This is a genomic window from Pseudomonas pisciculturae (assembly GCF_015461805.1).
Taxonomy (GTDB): Bacteria; Pseudomonadota; Gammaproteobacteria; order Pseudomonadales; family Pseudomonadaceae; genus Aquipseudomonas; species Aquipseudomonas pisciculturae.
Genome location: NZ_JACVZE010000004.1, coordinates 49,191 through 73,097, shown reverse-complemented (window position 1 = coordinate 73,097; position 23,907 = coordinate 49,191). Strand labels below are relative to the sequence as shown.

20 protein-coding genes and 4 tRNA genes are annotated in these 23,907 nt (G+C 60.6%); 21 read left to right on the top strand and 3 right to left on the bottom strand.

Annotation, left to right across the window (positions count from 1 at the left end; translation table 11 throughout):
• Positions 1-49: 49 nt before the first annotated feature.
• Entirely contained in the window at positions 50-940 is an 891-nt protein-coding gene (locus tag ICY20_RS12265) for a LysR family transcriptional regulator (RefSeq protein WP_159958753.1), read from the bottom strand.
• Positions 941-1,079: 139 nt separating this feature from the next.
• On the opposite strand from ICY20_RS12265, the gene leuC reads away from it, so the two are divergent.
• From leuC to ICY20_RS12170, 19 genes are all read left to right on the top strand, one after another.
• Entirely contained in the window at positions 1,080-2,498 is a 1,419-nt protein-coding gene (gene leuC, locus ICY20_RS12260; protein ID WP_159958751.1) for a 3-isopropylmalate dehydratase large subunit, read from the top strand.
• Between the two features lie 10 nt (positions 2,499-2,508).
• Positions 2,509-3,153, top strand: coding sequence for a 3-isopropylmalate dehydratase small subunit (gene leuD, locus ICY20_RS12255; protein ID WP_032888286.1), 645 nt, complete (start codon positions 2,509-2,511; stop codon positions 3,151-3,153).
• A 146-nt stretch (positions 3,154-3,299) separates the two neighbouring features.
• Positions 3,300-4,064 (top strand): class I SAM-dependent methyltransferase, encoded by a 765-nt coding sequence (locus ICY20_RS12250; RefSeq protein ID WP_194937610.1) that lies wholly within the window; start codon positions 3,300-3,302, stop codon positions 4,062-4,064.
• A 53-nt stretch (positions 4,065-4,117) separates the two neighbouring features.
• Positions 4,118-5,200, top strand: coding sequence for a 3-isopropylmalate dehydrogenase (gene leuB / locus ICY20_RS12245; RefSeq protein WP_159958747.1), 1,083 nt, complete (start codon positions 4,118-4,120; stop codon positions 5,198-5,200).
• A 64-nt stretch (positions 5,201-5,264) separates the two neighbouring features.
• Positions 5,265-6,377 carry an aspartate-semialdehyde dehydrogenase gene (gene asd, locus ICY20_RS12240; protein ID WP_159958745.1) on the top strand — a complete coding sequence of 371 codons (1,113 nt, stop codon included), beginning with the start codon at positions 5,265-5,267 and terminating at the stop codon, positions 6,375-6,377.
• A 249-nt stretch (positions 6,378-6,626) separates the two neighbouring features.
• Positions 6,627-7,637, top strand: coding sequence for an aspartate-semialdehyde dehydrogenase (locus tag ICY20_RS12235; RefSeq protein WP_194937609.1), 1,011 nt, complete (start codon positions 6,627-6,629; stop codon positions 7,635-7,637).
• 162 nt (positions 7,638-7,799) lie between these two features.
• Positions 7,800-10,337, top strand: coding sequence for a FimV family protein (locus ICY20_RS12230; protein WP_194937608.1), 2,538 nt, complete (start codon positions 7,800-7,802; stop codon positions 10,335-10,337).
• Between the two features lie 230 nt (positions 10,338-10,567).
• A complete protein-coding gene (gene truA, locus ICY20_RS12225; protein WP_159958783.1) occupies positions 10,568-11,392 on the top strand; it encodes a tRNA pseudouridine(38-40) synthase TruA in 825 nt (274 codons plus the stop codon).
• Positions 11,393-11,456: 64 nt separating this feature from the next.
• Positions 11,457-12,077, top strand: coding sequence for a phosphoribosylanthranilate isomerase (locus ICY20_RS12220; protein ID WP_194937607.1), 621 nt, complete (start codon positions 11,457-11,459; stop codon positions 12,075-12,077).
• Positions 12,078-12,320: 243 nt separating this feature from the next.
• Positions 12,321-13,241, top strand: a complete 921-nt coding sequence (gene accD / locus ICY20_RS12215) for an acetyl-CoA carboxylase, carboxyltransferase subunit beta (RefSeq protein ID WP_101272130.1) — start codon at positions 12,321-12,323, stop codon at positions 13,239-13,241.
• Positions 13,238-14,545 (top strand): bifunctional tetrahydrofolate synthase/dihydrofolate synthase, encoded by a 1,308-nt coding sequence (gene folC, locus ICY20_RS12210; RefSeq protein ID WP_159958737.1) that lies wholly within the window; start codon positions 13,238-13,240, stop codon positions 14,543-14,545. The genes accD and folC overlap by 4 nt, the downstream gene beginning before the upstream one ends.
• Entirely contained in the window at positions 14,529-15,182 is a 654-nt protein-coding gene (locus ICY20_RS12205) for an SPOR domain-containing protein (RefSeq protein WP_159958735.1), read from the top strand. The genes folC and ICY20_RS12205 overlap by 17 nt, the downstream gene beginning before the upstream one ends.
• Positions 15,183-15,439: 257 nt before the next feature.
• On the top strand, positions 15,440-15,997 hold the full coding sequence (locus tag ICY20_RS12200) for a CvpA family protein (protein WP_003192538.1): 558 nt from the start codon (positions 15,440-15,442) through the stop codon (positions 15,995-15,997).
• Between the two features lie 41 nt (positions 15,998-16,038).
• The gene (gene purF, locus ICY20_RS12195; protein WP_032888260.1) at positions 16,039-17,544 is read left to right on the top strand and encodes an amidophosphoribosyltransferase; all 1,506 of its coding nucleotides are present in this window, start codon (positions 16,039-16,041) and stop codon (positions 17,542-17,544) included.
• A 65-nt stretch (positions 17,545-17,609) separates the two neighbouring features.
• Positions 17,610-18,821: an O-succinylhomoserine sulfhydrylase gene (locus ICY20_RS12190; RefSeq protein WP_159958733.1), complete on the top strand. Its 1,212-nt coding sequence runs from the start codon at positions 17,610-17,612 to the stop codon at positions 18,819-18,821.
• Positions 18,822-18,832: 11 nt separating this feature from the next.
• The gene (locus tag ICY20_RS12185; RefSeq protein WP_159958731.1) at positions 18,833-19,597 is read left to right on the top strand and encodes an SDR family oxidoreductase; all 765 of its coding nucleotides are present in this window, start codon (positions 18,833-18,835) and stop codon (positions 19,595-19,597) included.
• Positions 19,598-19,704: 107 nt separating this feature from the next.
• Positions 19,705-19,780 (top strand) — tRNA-Val (locus ICY20_RS12180).
• 55 nt (positions 19,781-19,835) lie between these two features.
• Positions 19,836-19,912 (top strand) — tRNA-Asp (locus ICY20_RS12175).
• A 107-nt stretch (positions 19,913-20,019) separates the two neighbouring features.
• Positions 20,020-20,096, top strand: a tRNA-Asp gene (locus ICY20_RS12170).
• A 169-nt stretch (positions 20,097-20,265) separates the two neighbouring features.
• Here ICY20_RS12170 and ICY20_RS12165 read toward each other — a convergent pair.
• Entirely contained in the window at positions 20,266-21,549 is a 1,284-nt protein-coding gene (locus tag ICY20_RS12165; RefSeq protein ID WP_194937606.1) for an NAD(P)/FAD-dependent oxidoreductase, read from the bottom strand.
• A gap of 184 nt (positions 21,550-21,733) precedes the next feature.
• Between ICY20_RS12165 and ICY20_RS12160 the strand changes: the two genes are divergently transcribed.
• Together ICY20_RS12160 and ICY20_RS12155 are read left to right on the top strand one after the other, a co-directional pair.
• Positions 21,734-21,810: transfer RNA gene (locus ICY20_RS12160), tRNA-Val, on the top strand.
• 184 nt (positions 21,811-21,994) lie between these two features.
• Positions 21,995-22,444 carry a hypothetical protein gene (locus ICY20_RS12155; protein ID WP_194937605.1) on the top strand — a complete coding sequence of 150 codons (450 nt, stop codon included), beginning with the start codon at positions 21,995-21,997 and terminating at the stop codon, positions 22,442-22,444.
• A gap of 23 nt (positions 22,445-22,467) precedes the next feature.
• Here the strand turns inward: ICY20_RS12155 and ICY20_RS12150 are convergent, their stop codons facing one another.
• On the bottom strand, positions 22,468-23,895 hold the full coding sequence (locus tag ICY20_RS12150; protein WP_159958725.1) for an MFS transporter: 1,428 nt from the start codon (positions 23,893-23,895) through the stop codon (positions 22,468-22,470).
• Positions 23,896-23,907: the final 12 nt, after the last annotated feature.

Below are 23,907 nucleotides of genomic sequence, written 5' to 3'. Positions count from 1 at the left end.
TCGATGGGCGTAAGGCGCGGTTTTACTTAAACCCTGAGGCCACACAGCTTCATGCCGGTATCCCTGGCAGATCGACCTGTGCATCCAATAGGCTCATGAAAGCCCGCGCAGCGTTCGACAGCGTCCTTTCGGTGTGCACGATATAGCCTAGCTGGCGACTGAGCTGTATGCCCGGTAAAGCGATGCTTGCCACCTGATCATCGAGCATGGTGCGCGGCAAGACGCTCCAGGCCAGGCCGATAGACACCATCATCTTGATAGTTTCCAGGTAGTTAGTGCTCATCGCGATATTCGGCGTGAGGCCCTGGGCTTCGAACAGTCGGCTGACAATATGATGGGTAAAGGTGTTGCCGCCGGGGAAAACCGCCGGGTGGCCGGCAATATCGGCCAGTGTGATGGTGCCATTGAGGGTAAGGCTGTGTTCCGGCGCCACCACAAAATCCAGCGGGTCATCCCACACCGGAGTGGCGCGCACCAGGTGGTGAGGGTCGGGTGCCAGGGTGATCACCGCCACTTCGGCGCGGCCGTGGAGGATTTCTTCGTAGGCCACTTCCGAATCGAGGAACTGAATATCCAGCGCAACGTTGGGGTATTCCCGGGTAAAGGTGCGCAGAATCGGCGGCAAGCGGTGCAGGCCAATATGGTGACTGGTGGCCAGCGTCAGGCGCCCACTGACTTCGCCGGTGAGGTTGGTAAGGGCGCGGCGTGTGTCATCCAGTACGTTGAGAATCTGATAGGCCCGTGGCAGCAGAGCGCGCCCGGCTTCGGTCAGGCCGACTTCACGGCCCAGCCGATCAAACAAGCGCACCTTCAATTGTTGCTCCAGCCCGGCAATGCGTTTGCTGATGGCCGGTTGGGTCAGGTGCAGGCGCTCGCCCGCGCCTGAGAAGCTGCCGGTCTCGGCGATAGCAATAAAAGCATTAAGGTTGGCCAGGTCCATTGTGGTATTCCAGTTGGTAATCCAAAGCATAAAAAATATGAATTTGAGTTATTTAATGTAGCGCCATACCATCAGCCTCACAAGCCAAAGGGTTATTGAAAAGCCCGGCGTATGAAACACCGCTGATGAGGACCGACTGATGGCTGGCAAAACGCTTTACGACAAGCTTTGGGATTCCCATGAAGTGAAACGGCGCGACGATGGCTCGTCGCTGATCTATATCGACCGTCACATCATCCATGAAGTGACCTCGCCTCAAGCGTTTGAAGGCCTGCGACTGGCTGGGCGCAAGCCTTGGCGCGTCGATTCCATCATTGCCACCCCAGACCACAACGTGCCGACCACCCCTGAGCGCAAGGGCGGCATCGACGCCATCGTCGACACCGTATCGCGTCTGCAAGTACAGACCCTCGACGACTATTGCGACGAATATGGCATTACCGAATTCAAGATGAATGACGTGCGTCAAGGCATCGTTCACGTGATCGGCCCGGAGCAGGGTGCCACCTTGCCGGGCATGACCGTGGTCTGCGGCGACTCCCACACGTCGACCCACGGTGCCTTTGGTGCCCTGGCTCACGGCATCGGTACCTCTGAGGTGGAGCATGTGTTCGCCACCCAGTGCCTGGTCGCCAAGAAAATGAAAAACATGCTGGTGTCGGTTGAAGGCACCTTGCCATTTGGCGTGACCGCCAAAGACATCGTGCTCGCCGTGATCGGCAAGATTGGCACCGCCGGCGGTAACGGCCATGCCATCGAGTTCGCCGGCAGCGCCATTCGCGACCTGTCCATCGAAGGGCGCATGACCATCTGCAACATGTCCATCGAAGCCGGTGCCCGCGTGGGCATGGTGGCGGCGGACGAAAAGACCGTCGAGTACGTCAAAGGCCGTCCTTTCGCACCGGCTGGCGCCGATTGGGACGCAGCGGTAGAAGCCTGGAAAGACCTGGTCTCCGACGCCGACGCGGTGTTCGACACCGTGGTCGAGCTGGACGCTGCCCAGATCAAGCCGCAAGTCAGCTGGGGCACTTCGCCGGAGATGGTGTTGGCCGTTGACCAAAACGTGCCAGACCCGGCCAAAGAAACCGACCTGGTCAAGCGTGGTTCTATCGAGCGCGCCTTGAAGTACATGGGCTTGCAAGCCAACCAGGCAATCACCGACATCCAGTTGGACCGCGTATTCATCGGCTCCTGCACCAACTCGCGGATCGAAGACCTGCGCGCTGCGGCGGTGATTGCCAAAGGCCGCAAGGTGGCCTCGACCATCAAGCAAGCCATCGTGGTGCCGGGCTCGGGCCTGGTCAAAGCGCAAGCCGAAGCCGAAGGCCTGGACAAGATCTTCCTCGAAGCCGGTTTTGAATGGCGTGAGCCGGGTTGCTCGATGTGCCTGGCGATGAACCCGGACCGCTTGGAGTCGGGCGAGCATTGCGCGTCCACGTCCAACCGTAACTTCGAAGGGCGTCAGGGCGCAGGTGGGCGTACCCACCTGGTCAGCCCGGCCATGGCCGCTGCGGCTGCCGTCAACGGTCGTTTCATCGACGTTCGCGAATTGATCTGAGGAATACCCGATGCGTGCTTTTACACAACACACAGGTTTAGTCGCGCCGTTGGACCGTGCCAACGTGGACACTGACCAGATCATCCCCAAGCAGTTTTTGAAGTCGATCAAACGCACCGGTTTTGGCCCGAACCTGTTCGACGAGTGGCGCTACCTGGACGTGGGCTACGCCTACCAGGACAACTCCAAGCGCCCGCTGAACAAAGACTTCGTGCTCAACGCCGAACGTTATCAAGGCGCCAGCGTGCTGCTGGCCCGGGAAAACTTCGGTTGCGGCTCCAGCCGTGAACACGCGCCGTGGGCCCTGGAAGAATACGGCTTTCGCAGCATCATCGCGCCGAGCTATGCCGATATCTTCTTCAACAACAGCTTCAAGAACGGGCTGTTGCCGATCATCTTGACCGATGAAGAAGTGGACGAGTTGTTCAAGCAGGTGGAAGCCGATGTGGGCTACCAGCTGACTGTCGATTTGGCCGCGCAAACCGTGACCCGTCCGGATGGCAAGGTGTATCACTTTGAGGTTGATGCGTTCCGTAAGCATTGCTTGATCAATGGTTTGGATGACATCGGCCTGACTTTGCAGGACGGTGATGCGATTGCCGCGTTTGAAGCCAAGCACCGGGCTAGCCAGCCTTGGTTGTTTCGCGACGCGTAATTCTGGGTAGACCGGACTGGCCCCATCGCGGGCAAGCCCGGCTCCCACATTGATCGGTGTTCTCCTGAACGACTCGGTCAACTGTGGGAGCTGGCTTGCCTGCGATAGCGGCAGTACAGCCACCCCAAAACCCAAGGAAAGCCACCATGACCAACACCGCCCACACCCAAGTCGTGCAAAAACAATTCGGCGAGCAAGCCTCGGCCTACCTGAGCAGTGCCGTGCACGCCCAAGGCACCGAATTCGCGCTGTTGCAGGCCGAACTGGCCGGGCAGGGCAGTGCACGACTGCTGGACTTGGGCTGCGGTGCCGGTCACGTCAGCTTCCACGTAGCCCCATTGGTCAAAGAAGTGGTGGCCTACGACCTGTCCCAGCAGATGCTCGACGTGGTTGCCGCCGCTGCGGTTGATCGTGGCCTGGGCAACATTCGCACCGTGCACGGCGCCGCCGAACGCCTGCCGTTCGCCGATGGCGAGTTCGACTTCGTGTTCAGCCGCTACTCGGCCCACCACTGGAGCGACCTGGGCCTGGCCCTGCGCGAAGTGCGCCGTGTGCTCAAGCCGGGTGGCGTTGCCGCGTTTGTCGACGTCTTGTCTCCGGGCAGCCCGCTGTTGGACACTTACCTGCAAACCGTCGAAGTGCTGCGCGACACCAGTCACGTGCGCGATTACTCGGCCGCCGAATGGATGCAGCAGCTCAGCGAGTCCGGGTTGCATGTGCGCACCAGCAGCCGCCAACGCCTGCGCCTGGAATACACCTCCTGGGTCGAGCGCATGCGCACGCCAGAGGTGTTGCGCGCCGCAATCCTTGAGCTGCAAAAGGCGATGGGCCAGGAAGTACGCGACTATTACGAAATTCAAGCCGACGGCACCTTCAGCACCGACGTGCTGGTGGTCTTCGCCGAACGCTGATCAATTTTCCCCGACCTGCCTGCGGGCAGGTCGCTTGATGAAATGAGGAACCCATGAGCAAGCAGATTCTGATTCTCCCTGGCGACGGTATTGGTCCGGAAATCATGGCCGAGGCGGTCAAGGTCCTGGAAGTGGCCAACACCAAGTACAGCCTGGGCTTCGAACTGAGCCACGACGTGATCGGCGGCGCTGCCATCGACAAACACGGTGTGCCGCTGGCTGATGAGACCCTGGACCGCGCTCGCGCGGCCGACGCCGTACTGCTGGGCGCCGTGGGTGGCCCGAAATGGGACAAGATCGAGCGTGACATCCGCCCTGAGCGCGGCCTGCTGAAAATCCGTGCGCAATTGGGCTTGTTCGGCAACTTGCGCCCGGCGATCCTCTACCCGCAACTGGCGGACGCTTCGAGCCTCAAGCCGGAAGTGGTCGCGGGCCTGGATATTCTCATCGTGCGCGAGCTGACCGGCGGTATCTACTTCGGCTCGCCACGTGGCGTGCGCGAGCTGGAAAACGGCGAGCGCCAGGCCTACGACACCCTGCCGTACAGCGAGAGCGAAATCCGCCGCATCGCCCGTGTCGGCTTCGACATGGCCCGCGTGCGTGGCAAGAAGGTCTGCTCGGTAGACAAGGCCAACGTGCTGGCCTCCAGCCAACTGTGGCGTGAAATCGTCGAAGAAGTGGCCAAGGACTACCCGGACGTCGAACTGAGCCACATGTACGTCGACAACGCCGCCATGCAACTGGTGCGTGCGCCCAAGCAGTTCGACGTGATCGTCACCGACAACCTGTTCGGCGACATCCTGTCTGACCAGGCGTCGATGCTCACCGGCTCTATCGGCATGCTGCCGTCGGCGTCCCTGGACACCAATAACAAGGGCATGTACGAGCCTTGCCACGGCTCGGCGCCGGACATCGCGGGGCAGGGCATTGCCAACCCGCTGGCGACCATTTTGTCGGTGTCGATGATGCTGCGTTACAGCTTCAACCTGAGCGACGCTGCGGACGCCATCGAGAAGGCCGTGAGCCTGGTGCTCGACCAGGGTTTGCGCACCGGCGACATCTGGTCGCAGGGTTGCACCAAGGTTGGTACGCAAGAAATGGGCGACGCAGTAGTCGCCGCGTTGCAGAATCTGTAATCTCTCGGGCCCGCTTGCAGTTGTTGCTGCAAGGCGGCCCACTTTTTAACAAGGTGTAGTTGCGATGAAACGTGTAGGTCTGATCGGTTGGCGCGGTATGGTCGGTTCCGTGCTCATGCAGCGGATGCTGGAAGAGCAGGATTTCGATCTTATTGAGCCGGTGTTTTTCACCACTTCGAACGTTGGTGGCCAAGGGCCGTCCGTGGGCAAGGATATTGCCCCGCTCAAGGACGCCTACAGCATTGAAGAGTTGAAGACCCTCGACGTGATCGTGACCTGTCAGGGTGGCGACTACACCAGTGAAGTCTTCCCCAAGCTGCGTGAAGCGGGCTGGCAGGGCTACTGGATCGACGCGGCATCGAGCCTGCGTATGCAGGACGATGCGGTGATCATCCTCGACCCGGTGAACCGCAAGGTCATCGACCAGCAACTGGATGCCGGCACCAAGAACTACGTCGGCGGCAACTGCACCGTGAGCCTGATGCTGATGGGCCTGGGCGGCTTGTTCGAAGCCGGCCTGGTCGAGTGGATGAGCGCCATGACCTATCAGGCGGCCTCCGGTGCCGGCGCGCAGAACATGCGCGAGCTGATCAAACAGATGGGCGCAACCCATGCGGCCGTCGCCGATCAACTGGCCGACCCGGCCAGCGCGATCCTCGACATAGACCGCCGTGTGGCCGAAGCCATGCGCAGCGATGCCTATCCGACCGAGAACTTCGGCGTGCCATTGGCCGGTAGCTTGATCCCGTGGATCGACAAAGAGCTGCCGAACGGCCAAAGCCGCGAAGAGTGGAAGGCCCAGGCCGAGACCAACAAGATCCTCGGTCGCTTCAAGAGCCCGATCCCGGTTGATGGCATCTGCGTGCGCATCGGCGCCATGCGCTGCCACAGCCAGGCACTGACCATCAAGCTGAACAAAGACGTGCCGATCGCCGATATCGAGTCGTTGATCAGCTCGCACAACCCATGGGTCAAGCTGGTGCCGAACAACCGTGATATCAGCATGCAGGAGCTGAGCCCAACCAAGGTCACCGGCACTCTGAATGTACCGGTGGGTCGTCTGCGCAAGCTGAACATGGGCAGCCAGTTCCTGGGCGCGTTCACGGTTGGCGACCAGCTGCTGTGGGGCGCGGCTGAGCCGTTGCGTCGTATGCTGCGGATTCTGCTGGAGCGTTGATCGCTTGAGGCTGTAAGAAAAACCCGCGACTGGTGACAGGCGCGGGTTTTTTGTTGCCCTTGAGGCCGTCATCGCAGGCAAGCCAGCTCCCACACTTGACCGAGTTTCTCCAGTTGAAATGCAATCAAATGTGGGAGCGGGCTTGCTCGCGAAGAGGCCATTAGCCTCACCACAAAAACTGCCTTAATTGCCTCACCCTCAGCCACCCGGTAAAGTGCCGCTCCCCCCGCAATGCCCGAGGCAACCCCCATGACCCAGACCTTTGAAATCGCCGTGATCGGCGCCACCGGCACCGTTGGCGAAACCCTGGTGCAGATTCTCGAAGAGCTGGACTTCCCGGTGGGCACCCTGTATCTGCTGGCGGGCAGCAACTCTGCCGGCGCTTCGGTGCCGTTTCGCGGCAAGAACGTGCGGGTGAAGGAAGTCGACGAGTTCGATTTCAAAAAGGTGCAGCTGGCATTTTTTGCTGCGGGGCCAGCGGTGACCCTCAGTTTTGCCCCGCGCGCCACGGCCGCCGGTTGTGCGGTGATCGATCTGTCAGGCGCATTGCCGGCCGATCAGGCACCTCAAGTTGTACCAGAGGCAAATGCTCACGTCCTGAAGGGCCTGAAAAAGCCGTTCCAACTGAGCAGCCCAAGCCCGTCGGCAACTAATCTTGCGGTGGTGCTGGCACCGTTGCGCGGTTTGCTGGATATCCAGCGCGTCAGCGTCACTGCCAGCCTTGCCATGTCTGCACTGGGGCGCGAAGCCGTCAGCGAACTGGCCCGGCAAACCGCCGAGCTGTTGAACGTGCGCCCAATGGAGCCGCAGTTCTTTGATCGCCAGGTTGCCTTCAACCTGCTGGCCCAAGTCGGCACGCCAGACGCTCAAGGTCATACAGCCCTGGAGAAGCGTCTCGTACACGAACTGCGTGCTGTGCTGGAAACTCCTTTACTAAAGATTTCCGCAACCTGCATTCAAGCGCCGGTGTTTTTTGGCGATAGCTTGACTGTGTCGCTGCAACTGGGCGCACCGGTCAACCTCGCTGACGTAAACCGTGTACTCGATGCGGCGCCGGGAATAGAGCTGGTTGAAGAGGGGGATTATCCGACTGCTGTTGGCGATGCGGTAGGCCAGGACGTCGTGTATGTAGGGCGCGTTCGTGCAGGTGTGGATGATCCTTCGGAACTAAATCTGTGGCTGACGTCAGATAACGTGCGCAAAGGCGCCGCCCTTAATGCCGTACAGCTGGCGCAGTTGTTGATAAAAGACCTTGTGTAAAAGATACTTGGCGGCAATTTGTAGATTGATTCTATCCAGGCGCTATGCTTGGCCCGAAGCAGGAATAGAAGCGCGTCGGTAACCTATCGGCTCGCCATGCCTTATGGCAGCGGTTACCAACCTTCTCGCAGGCCGGGGAGTGTTCAAACAAAGGATGAGGCTATGGTTCAAGTTCGCAAACTGGTGTTAGCAATAGCGGCCGCCTCGGCGCTGTCCTCCGGTATGGCGCAGGCGCTGCAGCTGGGGGAGATGACCCTCAAGTCGAAGTTGAACCAGCCGTTGTCGGTGGAAATCGAATTGCTTGATGTGGGTGGCCTCACGGCTTCCGAGATCACGCCGAGCCTGGCCTCGTCCCAGGCGTTTGTGGACGCAGGCGTCGACCGTCAGGCGTTTCTCAATGACCTGACGTTTACCCCGGTGATCAACCCCAGCGGCCGCAGTGTGGTGCGCGTCACCTCCAGCAAGCCGCTGCCGGATTCCTACGTACGCTTCTTGTTGCAAGTGCAATGGCCCAATGGCCGCCTGATGCGCGACTACAGCGTATTGCTTGACCCAGCCAAGTTCGAACAGCCAGCACCGACCGCCGCCGCGCCCGCGCCGCGCCTGAGTGCACCGGCCATAAGCAAGGCCGCGCAACACACCACTACGTCTCACGACACCTTGTGGGAAATTGCCGAAAAGCATCGCAATGGCGCGTCAGTACAACAAACCATGTTGGCTATTCAGGCGTTGAACCCTGATGCCTTTCGCGATGGCAATATCAACCGCTTGAAAACCGGCCAGGTCCTACGCCTGCCCGATCGCGTGCAAGCGACCAGCTTGCCGCAGCCCCAGGCGATTGCCGAAGTGACCGCGCAAAACACGGCTTGGCGCCAGGGCCGTCGCTCCGCCGCCAACCCGGCAGCCGGCCAGCAGCAGCTGGACGCGACCAAGCGCACCCAGGCGGGCGGCGCGCCATCAAGCACCAACGCCAAGGACAACTTGAGCCTGGTCTCTGCCGAAGCCGCGAAGAAGGGCGCCAAGGGCAAGGCTGGCGACAGCTCGGGCCTGAGCGACAAACTGGCAATGACTCAGGAGCAGTTGGACACAACCCGCCGCGACAACGAAGAGTTGAAAAGCCGCGCGGCCGATTTGCAAAGCCAGTTGGACAAGCTGCAAAAGCTGATCCAGCTGAAAAACGATCAACTCGCCCGTTTGCAGGCCGAAAAGGCTGACCCAGCTACGCCGGCCACGGCCGTGATGCCAGCGCAATTGGCTGGCGAGCCTGCGCCGACTCCGGCACCGGCCGCCACGCCCGCTGCAGTACCTGTCGCGCCTGTGGCTGAGCCGATCAAGCCTGAGGCAGCGCCCGCTGCCACTACCGAAGGCAAATTCAACGACCTGCTGACCAACCCGATCGTCCTCGGTGTGATCGGCGGCGCGGCCGGCCTGTTGGTGCTGTTGCTCCTGCTGCTGTGGGCGCGTCATCGTAACGCCCGCCTTGAAGAAGAAAAGCACCTGCGCATGGCGCGCGCCTTGGCCGAAGAGCCGGAATTTACCTCGAACATTGACCACGACCTGCCGCCAGACAGCTTTGAGGGCCTTGAAGTGCCGCCGCCGAGCGTCAAGCTGGCAGCCGCTCCGGCGCCTGCGCCAGTGGTTGAGCCCGCCGTCGTAGTGCCAACCGTTGCGTCCGTGCTGGCACCGCTGGCAGTGGCTGTTGCGCCGCAAAACTCCAGCGATGCGCTGGCCCAGGCCCAGTCCCTTGTCGATCGCGGTCATCTGAACCAGGCCGCTGATGTGCTGGAGCAGGCGATCAAGCGCGAGCCCAAGCGCAGCGACCTGCGTTTGAAGCTGATGGAAGTCTACGGCCTGCAGAACGACAAAGACGGTTTTGTCACCCAGGAGCGTCAACTGGTGGCCAATGGTGAGAACCATGCCCAAGTCGAACAGCTCAAGTCGCGCTTCCCGGCCATGGCGGTTTTGGCGGCAGGCGTCAGCGCAGCCGTTGCGGCGGCGGCCCTTGATGCGCAATACGTCAAGGACCTGCTCGAAGACAAGCCGGCTGCGCCGGAGCCAGAGCCAGAGCCATTTGATACTGACTTCGACCTGAGCCTGGATGAGCTGGAGGCTGCGTCACCTGCCGACATCGGCGACGATCAGCAGACGTTCGAGTCGCTTCTAGAGCAACAGACTGAAGTCAAAGCCGGCCCAGACGACTTGTCGGACTTCGACCTGGACTTGTCGTTGGATGCGCCGGCTTCAACGCAAGCGGACGATGACTTCTTGTCAGGCCTGGAGGATCAGGTGAAGGGCGCTGCCGTCGAGCCTCCAACCTTGACCCCGGCAGCGCTGGACGATTTTGACCTGCCGGAAGATTTCGATCTTTCGCTGGCAGACGAGCCCGATGCCGCCGCCAAGCCTGACGCATTCGCGTCGGAACTGGATGACGTCAACGCCGAGCTGGATCGTCTGTCTCAGAGCCTGGAGCATCCGTCTATCGAGCCGTCGTTCACCGCAGATGACGCGGCGCTGGGCGATGACGAGCCGGAGTTCGACTTCCTCTCGGGTACCGATGAGGTTGCCACCAAGCTCGATTTGGCCCAGGCCTACATCGACATGGGCGATGCGGACGGCGCGCGGGACATCTTGTCCGAAGTGCTGGTTGAAGGTGATGAGTCCCAGCGCGGTGAGGCCAAGGAAATGCTCGGCAGGATCTAACCGGTAACGCAGTACAAGTGTGGGAGGGGGCTTGCTCCCGATGGCGGTGGTTCAGTCACAGGTGTGTTGACTGAGGCACCGCCATCGGGAGCAAGCCCCCTCCCACATTTGTACTGCGTCAATCCGCAACAAAACCGCCCGCCATGCTTCAGCCGCCCTTATAATGCCCGCCTTTGCGCAACTCATCAGGCTCTCAGTTCTTGGCAAATATAGATAACGCGGCTGCCGAAATGGCGGCCGCAGGCTTTTACCGCATCGCCCTGGGCGTTGAATACAAAGGCTCGCGCTATCGCGGCTGGCAGCGCCAGGCGTCCGGTGTGCTGACCGTGCAGGAAACCCTGGAAAAGGCCTTGTCGAAAGTCGCCGACTCGCCGGTGTCGCTGATGTGCGCCGGGCGTACCGATGCCGGCGTGCACGCGTGCGGTCAAGTGGTGCACTTCGACACCCAGGCCGAGCGCACCATGAAGGCGTGGGTGATGGGCGCAAATATCAACTTGCCCCATGACGTCAGCGTCAGTTGGGCCAAGGTCATGCCGGCGCATTTTCATGCGCGTTTCAAGGCCATCGCCCGGCGTTATCGGTATGTGATCTACAACGACCAGATCCGCCCGGCCCACCTTAACGAAGAAATCACCTGGAACCACCGCCCGCTGGACGCCGAGCGCATGGCTGAGGCGGCGCAGCACCTGGTGGGCGTGCATGACTTCAGTGCCTTCCGCGCCGGCCAGTGCCAGGCCAAGTCGCCGATCAAGGAAGTCCACCATCTGCGGGTGACGCGTCACGGCAAGATGATCGTGCTGGATATTCGCGCTGGCGCCTTCCTGCACCATATGGTGCGCAACATTGCCGGCGTGCTGATGACTATCGGCACCGGCGAGCGCCCGGTGGAATGGGCCAAGGAAGTGCTGGAAAGCCGCATTCGTCGTACGGGCGGTGTAACGGCGCATCCGTTCGGCCTGTACCTGGTGGATGTAGAGTACCGCGACGAGTTCGAGCTGCCGGATCGGTTCATCGGGCCACACTTCCTCACAGGTTTCAGCGAACTTGGCGGCTGACGCCCGGAAAAGCTTTTGTTACCATCCGGGACTTTCTCGGTCCAATCCCTGGGGTTTCCACGACATGTCAGCCGTTCGCAGCAAGATTTGCGGGATTACCCGCATAGAAGACGCGCTGGCGGCAGTCGAGGCGGGGGCGGACGCGATTGGTTTCGTGTTCTACGCCAAGAGCCCGCGGGCGGTGAATGTGCTGCAGGCGCGGGCGATCATCGCCGCATTGCCGCCCTTCGTGACCACCGTAGGCTTGTTCGTCAACGCCAGCCGGTGTGAGCTCAACGAGACCCTGGATGCGGTTGCGCTGGATATGCTGCAGTTTCACGGCGACGAAAGCCCCGAAGAGTGCGAGAGCTACCAGCGCCCCTATATCAAGGCGCTACGCGTCAAGGCCGGGGATGATATCGCCGCAGCCTGTGCTGCCTACGGCGGTGCTCGCGGGATTTTATTGGACACCTACGTCGAGGGTGTGCCCGGTGGCACCGGCGAGGCGTTCGATTGGTCGCTGATACCCGAAGGCCTGAGCAAGCCGATTATCCTGGCTGGCGGGCTTAACGCCACGAATGTCGCGGCAGCCATCGAGCAGGTTCGCCCTTATGCCGTGGATGTCAGCGGCGGTGTGGAGCAGGGCAAGGGCATCAAGGATCACAGCAAGATTCGCGCATTTATGCAGGCTGTGCGCGGGATGTGACGGCTGGCGGTCTGCCGCCGTCCATAACTACCACTGTGTAAAACAGCCCGGCGTCGCCTGTGGTGACCCGGAAATGAAGTGGCAAGCCTGCACGGGCAGGTTGTCTGGAAGGCTGAGGGCACATGCGGGAAAAGGCAGGTCGAACGTCTGACCCCGTCCAGCATGCACCATCGCCACATATGAATTTAGCTCAAGGGCATACGCGGGGCTGTGTTCAAGCCACCGGTACTGGAGAAAGAAAGCATGAGCAACTGGTTAGTAGACAAACTGATCCCTTCGATCATGCGTTCCGAGGTGAAAAAAAGCTCGGTTCCTGAAGGTCTGTGGCACAAGTGCCCTTCCTGCGACGCGGTGCTGTACCGCCCGGAGCTGGAAAAGACCCTGGATGTTTGCCCCAAGTGCAACCACCACATGCGTATCGGCGCCCGCGCCCGCATCGACATCTTCCTGGATGCCGAAGGCCGTAACGAGCTGGGTGCAGACCTGGAGCCGGTTGACCGTCTCAAGTTCCGCGACAGCAAGAAGTACAAGGACCGCCTGGTCGGCGCCCAGAAGCAGACCGGCGAGAAAGACGCGCTGATTTCCGTCAGCGGCAAGCTGTTGGGCATGCCAGTGGTGGTTTCGGCTTTCGAGTTCTCCTTCATGGGCGGCTCCATGGGTGCCATCGTCGGTGAGCGTTTTGTTCGCGCCGCCAACTACGCCCTGGAAAACCGTTGCCCGATGATCTGCTTCGCCGCCTCCGGTGGTGCGCGCATGCAGGAAGCCCTGATCTCCCTGATGCAAATGGCCAAGACCTCTGCGGTACTGGCGCGTCTGCGTGAAGAAGGCATTCCGTTCATCTCCGTGCTGACCGACCCGGTCTACGGCGGCGTGTCTGCCAGCCTGGCGATGCTGGGCGATGTGATCGTCGGCGAGCCTAAAGCTCTGATCGGCTTTGCCGGCCCACGTGTGATCGAACAGACCGTGCGTGAAAAGCTCCCGGAAGGTTTCCAGCGCAGCGAGTTCCTGCTGGAACACGGCGCCATCGACCTGATCGTGCCGCGCGGCGAATTGCGCCCGCGCCTGGGTAACCTGCTGGCGCAAATGATGGGCCTGCCGACGCCTGTGTACGTCGCGCCTAAAGTCGAGCCGATCGTCGTGCCGCCGGTGCCTGCAAACCTATGACCCAACGTACCCTGGGCGAATGGCTCGCCTACCTTGAGCAGTTGCATCCGTCCGCCATCGACATGGGCCTGGAGCGCTCGCAACAGGTAGCGGCCCGCCTCGGGTTGGGTCGCCCGGCACCGCGAGTGATCACGGTGACCGGCACCAACGGCAAAGGCTCTACTTGCGCCTTTGTCGCCGCGCTGCTGCAAGCCCAAGGGCTGAAGGTCGGCGTGTACAATTCCCCGCACCTGCTGCGTTACAACGAGCGGGTGCAGCTCAATGGCGTCGAAGCCACTGACGCGCAACTCTGCGAAGCCTTCGCCGCCCTCGATGCCGGGCGCGGCGAAACCTCCCTGACTTATTTCGAAATGGGCACCCTGGCGGCGTTCTGGCTGTTTGAGCGCGCGCAACTGGATGTGGTCGTTCTGGAAGTGGGCCTGGGCGGGCGTCTGGACACGGTCAACGTGGTGGATGCCGACCTGGCGTTGGTCACCAGCATTGGCGTGGATCACGCCGATTATTTGGGCGATACCCGCGAGTCCGTGGCCTATGAAAAGGCCGGCATCTTCCGTCCGGGCAAGCCTGCCTTGTGCGGCGATGTTGACCCGCCGCATACCTTGCTCGACAAGGTGCGCGAATTAGGTTGCCCGTTCTTCCTGCGGGGCCGCGAATTCAATCTGGAGATCGGTGCTCGGCATTGGCAGTGGCAGGGGCGAGATGCGCGTGGTCAGCTTGTAGAGCTACGCGACCTGCCGTTGCTGAACCTGCCGATGGAAAACGCCGCGCTCGCACTGCAAGCCTACTTGCTGCTTGATTTGCCGTGGAATGCCGAGCAGATCGCCGCGACATTGCAGGCGACCCGTGTTGTGGGTCGCCTGGATCGCCGAGCTTTCCAATGGCAGGGCAAATGCTTGAATCTGCTGTTGGATGTGGGCCATAACCCCCATGCGGCCGAGTATCTGGCGCAGCGCCTGGCCCGTACGCCGCCCGTCGGTCGTCGCCTTGCAGTGTTCGGTTTGCTGGCTGATAAGGACCTGGAGGGTGTGGTTGCGCCTTTGCAGGGCAGTGTCCAGGCTTGGGCGGTGGCGCCACTGGATTCGTCACGCACTCGCCCGGCCGTTGAGTTGGAAGTGGCCTTGCAGAACCTTGGTGCGCCGGTGGCGTCGTATGCAAGCGTCACCGCAGCCCTTGAAGCGCAGTGTGCCGTAGCCACGCCTGACGACGAGATTCTGTTGTTCGGATCATTTTATTGTGTTGCCGAGGCGCTTGAGTGGTTGGCCCGGCGCTCCACGGAGGAAGCTGCACATGGCATTACTGGATAGCGCATATAAGCAGCGAATGGTCGGAGCCCTGGTTCTGGTGGCGTTGGCGGTGATCTTTTTGCCGATGTTGTTTTCCCGTCAGGATGAAGAGCGCCAAGTCGTCGTAGAGGCTCCGGCTGCGCCACAGGCGCCGGCGGTGCCGCAGGTGCAGGTCGAGCCCGTAGTGGTGCCTGAGCCGCAGGCCTTGCCGGAAGAAGAACCGGTGCCGACCGAAGATGAGATCGCCGCTCAGCAGGCGCCGTCGATGCCGGTGCAGCCAAGCGTGCCAGTGGTCAAGCCGGCGCCTGTCGTGGCTGCCAAGCCTGTTGTGCCAGCGCCTGCGCCCAAACCGGTAGCGCCACAACCTGCCGCGCCAGGCAAGCCAGATGTGGGTCAGAGCCGCATCGACCCTAATGGGCTGCCGATCAGTTGGTCGATTCAAGTGGCCAGCCTGGGCAATCGCGAAGGTGCGGATGCCTTGCAGAAAAAGCTGCGTAGTCAGGGCTATAACGCCTATATCCGCAGCGCCGACGGTAAAAACCGTGTGTTTATCGGCCCGCTGATCGAGCGCGCCGAGGCGGATCGCCTACGGGACTTGCTGGATCGTCAGCAGAACCTGAAGGGGTTTGTCACCCGGTTCCAGCCTGAGCGCGGCTGAGTTCGTATCGATTCGAGCTTGAAATGCAGTCAGATGTGGGAGGGGGCTTGCCCCCGATAGCGGTGGACCAGTCAGCACATATATCGCTGAACTACCGCTATCGGGAGCAAGCCCCCTCCCACATTAGTTTTGCATGGGGGTTGAAATAGGGTTGGCCAGCCACAAACTACTGATTTGCAAAGCAGCCGCAATCACCGCTTACCCATAGCCCGGCGCTCTGCTAAAATGCGCCGCCTTATCTGTCCGTAGGCTCAAACGTGCCATTTACCTGGGTTGATTGGGCGATTGTTGCAATCGTCGCCATCTCCGCTTTGATCAGTCTTAGCCGCGGCTTCGTCAAAGAAGCACTGTCGTTGCTGACCTGGATCATCGCAGGAGTCGTAGCCTGGATGTTCGGTGGTTCACTGTCGGTCTACCTGGCCGGATACATCGAGACACCTTCGGCTCGCGTCATCGCGGGCTGCGCCATCATGTTCATCGCCACGCTGCTGGTGGGGGCAATGGTCAATTATCTTATTGGCGAGTTGATACGTGTCACCGGCCTCTCCGGGACCGATCGATTTCTCGGCATGGCCTTTGGCGCCGCGCGTGGCGCGTTGCTGGTGGTCGTGGCGGTCGGGCTGTTGAGCCTGGGGCCAGTACAGCAGGATTCGTGGTGGCAGGAGTCTGTACTCGTGCCAAAATTTCTATTGGTTGCAGATTGGTCCAAAAACCTCATTTTGGGGTGGAGCAGTCAGTGGCTGGCCAGCGGAATCAGCGTACCCGCTGATCTTCCGTTCAAGGAGCACCTCTTACCGGCCAAAACGCCGCAGTAAGTTGTGTTCAGTCAAGATTCATTAAGTAGGGGTTGCGTCGCATGTGTGGCATCGTCGGTATCGTCGGTAAGTCGAACGTCAATCAGGCGCTGTATGACGCGCTAACCGTCCTCCAGCACCGCGGCCAGGACGCTGCCGGTATTGTGACCAGCCACGACGGCCGGTTATTCCTGCGCAAGGACAACGGCCTGGTACGTGACGTGTTCCATCAGCGTCACATGCAGCGCCTGGTCGGGCACATGGGCATTGGCCATGTGCGTTACCCGACTGCGGGTAGCTCGACTTCGGCCGAAGCTCAGCCGTTTTACGTCAACTCGCCTTACGGCATCACCCTGGCGCACAACGGTAACCTGACCAACGTTGAACAGCTGGCCAAGGAGATTTACGAATCTGACCTGCGCCACGTCAACACCAGCTCCGACTCGGAAGTGCTGCTCAACGTGTTCGCTCACGAACTGGCCCAGCGTGGCAAGTTGCAGCCGACCGAAGAAGACGTGTTCGCGGCAGTGATCGACGTGCACAACCGTTGCGTTGGCGGTTACGCCGTCGTTGCGATGATCACCGGCTACGGCATCGTCGGCTTCCGTGACCCGCACGGCATTCGCCCGATCGTGTTCGGCCAGCGTCACACCGACGAAGGCGTCGAGTACATGATCGCCTCCGAAAGCGTCTCTCTGGACGTGCTGGGCTTTACCCTGATCCGCGACCTCGCGCCGGGCGAAGCGGTGTACATCACCGAAGACGGCAAGCTGCACACCCGTCAGTGCGCCGTGGCGCCGAAACTCACCCCGTGCATCTTCGAACACGTCTACCTGGCGCGTCCGGATTCGATCATCGACGGTGTTTCGGTCTACAAGGCACGCCTGCGCATGGGCGAGAAACTGGCTGACAAGATCCTGCGCGAGCGTCCTGAGCACGACATCGACGTGGTCATCCCGATTCCGGACACCAGCCGCACCGCTGCGCTGGAGCTGGCCAATCACTTGGGCGTGAAGTTCCGTGAAGGCTTCGTGAAGAACCGCTACATCGGCCGTACCTTCATCATGCCGGGTCAGGCGGCACGCAAGAAGTCGGTGCGCCAGAAGCTCAACGCCATCGAGCTGGAATTTCGCGGCAAGAACGTGATGCTGGTGGATGACTCCATCGTACGCGGCACCACGTGCAAGCAGATCATCCAGATGGCCCGTGAAGCCGGTGCGAAGAACGTGTACTTCTGTTCCGCGGCGCCTGCCGTGCGTTACCCGAACGTGTACGGTATCGACATGCCGAGCGCTCACGAGTTGATCGCTCATAACCGTACGACCCAGGACGTTGCTGACCTGATTGGCGCTGATTGGCTGATCTATCAGGACCTGCCAGACCTGATCGAGGCGGTTGGCGGCGGCAAGATCAAGATCGACCAGTTCGACTGCGCCGTCTTTGACGGCAAGTACGTGACCGGTGACGTCGACGAGGCCTACCTGAACAAGATCGAGCAGGCGCGTAACGACTCGTCGAAGATCAAGACCCAGGCGGTCAGCGCGATCATCGATCTGTACAACAACTGAGTAGACACCGGCCCTGAGGGGCCGGTTTTGTATCTTAAATAAAGAATTGAGTAAGGAGTGGCAGCATGAGTCAGGAATGGGATGCCGGTCGGTTGGACAGCGACCTCGATGGCGTAGCTTTCGATACCCTGGCTGTGCGTGCTGGCCAGCACCGTACGCCGGAAGGTGAGCACGGTGACCCGATGTTTTTCACCTCCAGCTATGTGTTCCGCACTGCTGCGGATGCTGCTGCACGCTTTGCCGGTGAAGTGCCAGGCAACGTGTACTCGCGCTATACCAACCCCACCGTGCGTGCGTTCGAAGAGCGTCTCGCGGCGCTGGAAGGGGCTGAACAGGCGGTGGCCACGGCAACCGGCATGGCGGCAATCCTGGCGGTGGTGATGAGCCTGTGCAGTGCTGGAGACCACGTGCTGGTGTCGCGCAGCGTGTTCGGGTCGACCATCAGCCTGTTCGAGAAGTACTTCAAGCGCTTTGGTATCGAAGTGGACTACGTGCCGCTGGCAGACCTGTCCGGTTGGGATGCGGCGATCAAGGCCAATACCAGGCTGCTGTTCGTCGAGTCGCCGTCCAACCCGTTGGCCGAGCTGGTGGATATCACCGCGTTGGCTGAAGTGGCTCACGCCAAGGGCGCGATGCTGGTAGTAGACAACTGCTTCTGTACGCCTGCCTTGCAGCAGCCGCTGAAGTTGGGTGCGGACATCGTGGTGCACTCGGCGACCAAGTTCATCGACGGCCAGGGCCGTTGCATGGGCGGTGTGGTCGCGGGTCGCAGCGAGCAGATGAAAGAAGTCGTCGGCTTCCTGCGTACCGCAGGCCCTACCTTGAGCCCGTTTAACGCGTGGATCTTCCTCAAGGGTCTGGAGACCCTCAACCTGCGGATGAAGGCCCATTGCGCCAACGCCCAGGCCTTGGCTGAGTGGTTGGAGCAGCAGGACGGTATCGAGAAGGTTCACTACGCCGGGCTCAAGAGCCATCCGCAGCACGAGTTGGCCCAGCGCCAGCAGCGTGGTTTTGGTGCCGTGGTGAGTTTTGAAGTGAAAGGTGGCAAAGAGGGCGCCTGGCGCTTCATCGACGCCACTCGACTGATCTCCATCACCGCCAACCTGGGTGACAGCAAGACCACCATCACGCACCCGAGCACCACCTCTCACGGGCGCCTGGCGCCGCAGGAGCGTGAGGCGGCCGGTATCCGTGACAGCCTGATCCGCATTGCGGTCGGCCTGGAAGATGTCGCGGACTTGCAAGCGGACCTGGCTCGCGGGCTGGCGGCCTTGTGATCGAGTGGTCCATGGAGGCTGCGACCGCCACTAACGGGCGCGTCGCGCTGGTGACGGGTGCGGCTCGGGGCATTGGTCTTGGTATCGCTGCATGGCTCATCAGTGAAGGCTGGCAGGTGGTGCTGACCGACCTGGATCGAGAGCGCGGTTCCAAGGTGTCCAAGGTGCTGGGCGAGAATGCCTGGTTTATCAGCATGGACGTGGCGGACGAGAAACAGGTCTCCCAGGGCGTTGCTGAGGTACTGGGTCAATTTGGGCGACTCGATGCGTTGGTCTGCAACGCTGCGGTCGCTGACCCGCGCAATATAACGCTCGAAAGCCTCGACCTGGCTTATTGGAACCGGGTAATGGCGGTGAATCTCAGTGGGCCGATGTTGTTGGCCAAGCACTGTGCGCCGTACCTGCGTGCCCATGGTGGTGCGATCGTTAATCTGGCCTCGACCCGGGCTCGCCAGTCCGAGCCGGATACCGAGGCCTATGCGGCGAGCAAGGGCGGCCTGTTGGCGCTGACTCACGCGCTGGCCATGAGTCTTGGGCCAGAGGTGCGGGTCAATGCTGTCAGCCCGGGCTGGATCGACGCACGTGATCCCGCAGCGCGCCGTGCCGAGCCTTTGACCGACGCCGACCATGCCCAGCATCCGGCGGGCAGGGTGGGCACCGTGGAGGATGTGGCGGCGATGGTTGCGTGGTTGCTGTCGCGTCAGGCTGGCTTTGTCACTGGGCAAGAGTTTGTCGTGGATGGCGGCATGAGCAAGAAGATGATTTACAGCGAGTAGGGCGGGTGGTTGTCTTGAAGTAATTTTGTCTTTTTCAGAAAAACTTCAAGCAGGCTATTGACTTAGGTCCGTTACCTGCGTAAATTTCGCGGCCTCAACGAAGCAAAGGGTGATTAGCTCAGCTGGGAGAGCATCTGCCTTACAAGCAGAGGGTCGGCGGTTCGATCCCGTCATCACCCACCACTTCTTGAGAGTTTTACCTTCGGGTAATACGCAACGTTAAAGGTTGCACCGACGCGCAGCGGTAGTTCAGTCGGTTAGAATACCGGCCTGTCACGCCGGGGGTCGCGGGTTCGAGTCCCGTCCGCTGCGCCATTATTTTCCAGGCCTGATTCGTCAGGTTTGAGATTGAACAGCCAAGGCTGATCAGTTAGACGTTTAAAGACGGTTGAGGGTTTTAGGCTCAACTGGTCAAGCGATACGCAGCGGTAGTTCAGTCGGTTAGAATACCGGCCTGTCACGCCGGGGGTCGCGGGTTCGAGTCCCGTCCGCTGCGCCATATCTGCCTCAAGGCCCACTGAACGCCTTGAAGCACAAAGAAAGCCATTGGCTACTTTGATCCGATAGCAAAGACCCTGGTCGAAAGGCCGGGGTTTTTTGTGTCTGCGATTTGGTGCGGTAGCCTGCAATGTTGTAGTGAGCGGGGCAAGCCCGCTCACTACAAATGTTTAGAAACCCAGTTTATCCCGTAGCCCGTAATACCAGGCCCCCAGCGCCGCAAACGGCGTACGCAGTAATTGCCCGCCCGGGAACGGGTAGTGCGGCAGGTCGGCAAACGCGTCAAAACGCTCTGCCTGGCCTCTCAGTGCCTCGGCCAGTACCTTGCCCGCCAGGTGTGTGTACGTCACGCCATGGCCGCTGCAGCCCTGGGAGTAATAGATGTTGTCGCCCAGGCGCCCTACCTGAGGCAAGCGCGACAGGGTTAGCAGGAAATTACCGGTCCAGGCGTAGTCGATCTTCACATCCTTGAGCTGGGGGAATGCCTTGAGCATTTTCGGGCGGATGATCGCCTCGATATTCGCTGGGTCGCGCGCACCATAGACCACGCCGCCGCCGAAGATCAGTCGCTTGTCACTGGTGAGGCGATAGTAGTCCAGCAGGTAGTTGCAGTCTTCGACGCAGTAATCCTGTGGCAGTAACGTCTTCGCCAGTTCATCGCCCAGTGGCGCGGTGGTAATAACTTGGGTGCCGCACGGCATCGACTTGGCTGCCAGCTCCGGAACCAGGTTGCCCAGGTAGGCATTGCCCGCGACGATGATGAACTTAGCCCGGACCTTGCCTTCAGCGGTATGCACCACGGGGTTGGCGCCGCGCTCAATGCGTATTGCGCCAGATTGCTCATAAATCGTGCCGCCCAACGACTCCACGGCCGCTGCTTCGCCAAGTGCCAGGTTAAGCGGGTGAATATGCCCGCCGCTCATATCCAGCAGGCCGCCGACGTAGTTGTCACAGGCCACCACTTCGCGGATGCGGCGCTCGTCCAGCAACTCCAGCTGCGTGTGGCCATAGCGCTCCCACAAGCGCTTCTGCGACTCCAGGTGGCCCATGTGCTTGCTGTTGAGTGCGGCGAACACGCCGCCGTCCTTCAGGTCGCATTGAATCTGATACTTGGCGACGCGCTCGCGAATGATGCGGCCACCTTCAAATGCCATCTCTCCCAGCAACTGTGCCTGCTTGGGGCCGACGCTGCGCTCGATCACATCGATGTCGCGGCTGTAGCTGTTGACGATCTGCCCGCCATTGCGGCCCGATGCACCAAAACCCACCTTGGCGGCTTCCAGTACGGTCACACGAAAACCGTTCTCCAGCAGGAATAGCGCACTCGAAAGGCCGGTATAGCCGGCACCAATCACGCAGACATCGGTTTCAACCTCGCCTTGAAGTGCCGGCCGAGGCGGTACCGAATTTGCCGAGGCGGCGTAATACGACTGGGGGTAGGGGGTGTTCGCCATCCTGGAACCTCTGTTTTATATTTTTTACGAGTGCCCCGATCCTACCTGAGTTGAAAATTGCCTGCCAGCCACCCGGAATTCAGGGGTGTACCCGGCGCAAATAAAAAATTCGCATATTCATAGGGTTAGCTGCAAAAAAGATGTTGACAGCCCTCCGGAATTCCGTAGAATGCCGCCTCACAGCAGGCACGTAGCTCAGTTGGTTAGAGCACCACCTTGACATGGTGGGGGTCGTTGGTTCGAGTCCAATCGCGCCTACCAAACAAAATCCGCTCTGCTGGGCGGTCTAGAAGGGCTCACCGAAAGGTGGGCCCTTTTTTGTTGTCTGCGATTTGCAAAACTTTTGCAAAACTCCCACCTCAGAACGCCAATTATTGTCGTTTGCCTAAAGTATTCAACTGCCAGGCCGATGGTGTTTGTACTTTCTCGTCATCGGATATTTGGCATGCTTGTCAACATCAGCAGTCCCGCCTCTGTCACCAGTACTCCAAGCGTTGCTGCCTCGGCTGATACCAATGCCGCCGACAGCACCGGAACAACCAGTACGAGTAACACAGGCGGTGCGACCGTTAATGCAAAGTCCGGCGCGCAAGGTGCTGGTGGCGTCGGTGGTAGCAGTGAAGCCTCATCGAGCTCATCAGAGTCCGATACGGTCAAAGAGTTGAAGAAGCAGATCGAGCAGTTGCAAAAGCAACTTCAAGAACAGCAACAGGCATTGCAGAAGATTCAGGCCAGCAAGCAGAGCGAGGACGCTAAAGCTGCAGCTGTGGCATCCGCTCAAACGCAGATTGCATCTACCAGCGCGGCGTTGCAGTCGGCGACTTCCGCTTTGTTGCAGGCGATCACTCAAGAGGGTGGAAGTACTTCGGGTTCAATGGTCAGCACCACTGCCTGAATGGCTGAAGGGTGTTGAGGTGCTCAGCCGCGCTTCAACACGCTTTCGCCAGCGCCTACCGGCAACCGATAAATATCCACCAGCGCCAGTATCCCCAACAGCGCGACCCCGATAAACGCCACTCGAAAATCCCCGACCTGGGCCTGGACCTCATGCCCCTGCACGGTCATCGACGCGCGCAGCAGTAGCGCAGCTACCGTCACGCCCATGCCCATGGCCAGTTGGAACGACAGGCTAAACAGCGCCGAGGCCTCGCTCATGCGCGCTTTGGGTATGTCTGCGAAGCCGATCGAGTTGTAGCAAGTGAACTGCATCGAGCGCGACAGCCCGCCCACAAACAGCACCGCCGCAATCACGGCAAACGGTGTTTGCGCGGTGAAAAACGCGCAGGCCGCAATCGACACTACGCCGATCACGCCATTCACCAACAGCACCTGGCGAAACCCATAGCGCCGCATGATCACCGTGGTAAACGGCTTCATCGCCAGGTTGCCCGCGAATACCGCCAACACCAGCAAACCAGCATCCACTGGGGATAAGCCAAAGGCAATTTGAAACAGCAGCGGCAGCAGGAATGGCAGTGCGCTGATGGCCACGCGAAACAGCGAGCCCCCGTAGATGCTCACGCGGAAGGTATTGATGGACAGGGTTTTCAGCGGCAACAGCGGGTCGGTGTAATGCCGGCAATGATGCACAGCCCATACGGTCAGCAGTAAACCTGCCGCGACCAACCCAGCGCCAGGGATTAGCATCTCGCCACTCTGACTGCCCAGCCACTCCAGCCCACCGAGCAGCGCCATGCAGGCGCCTGCCAGTAGCACAAAACCTTTTGCATCGAACTTGCGTACACACGCCTCGCGGCCTTCCGGCACCAGCCACAGCGCGGCGGCCAGCGCCAGGACGCCGAGGGGCAGGTTTACGTAGAAGATCCATGGCCACGACGCGTGGGTCACGATCAAGCCGCCGGCCAATGGCCCGAGAATCGGCGCCACCAGCCCAGGCCAAGTGATGATGGCGATCATCTTCACCAGGTCTTTTTTGTCGGTATTGCGCAACACCGCCAAGCGCCCCACGGGCACCATCAGCGCGCCGCCGATGCCCTGCAGCACGCGGGCGAAGACGAACATTTCAAGACTCTGGCTAAGCCCGCAGAGTAGCGACGCGAGCGTGAATACGATGATTGCGCCGGCAAACACTCGACGCGCACCGAATCGATCGGCGACCCAGCTGGACAGTGGTATGAAGATCGCCACGGCGAGGATATAAGCGGTGATGCCGATGTTCATGTCCACTGGGGTCACACCGAAGGCCGTGGCCATCGTCGGCAGGGCTGTGGCGATGACGGTGGCGTCGAGGTTCTCCATAAAGAAGGTCACGGCAACCACCAGCGCGATCAGGCGGGTTTGCAGGCTGAGGGCGTTATCTGGGCTGGGTGTGGCGGGAGACGTCACCGGTGCGGCCTC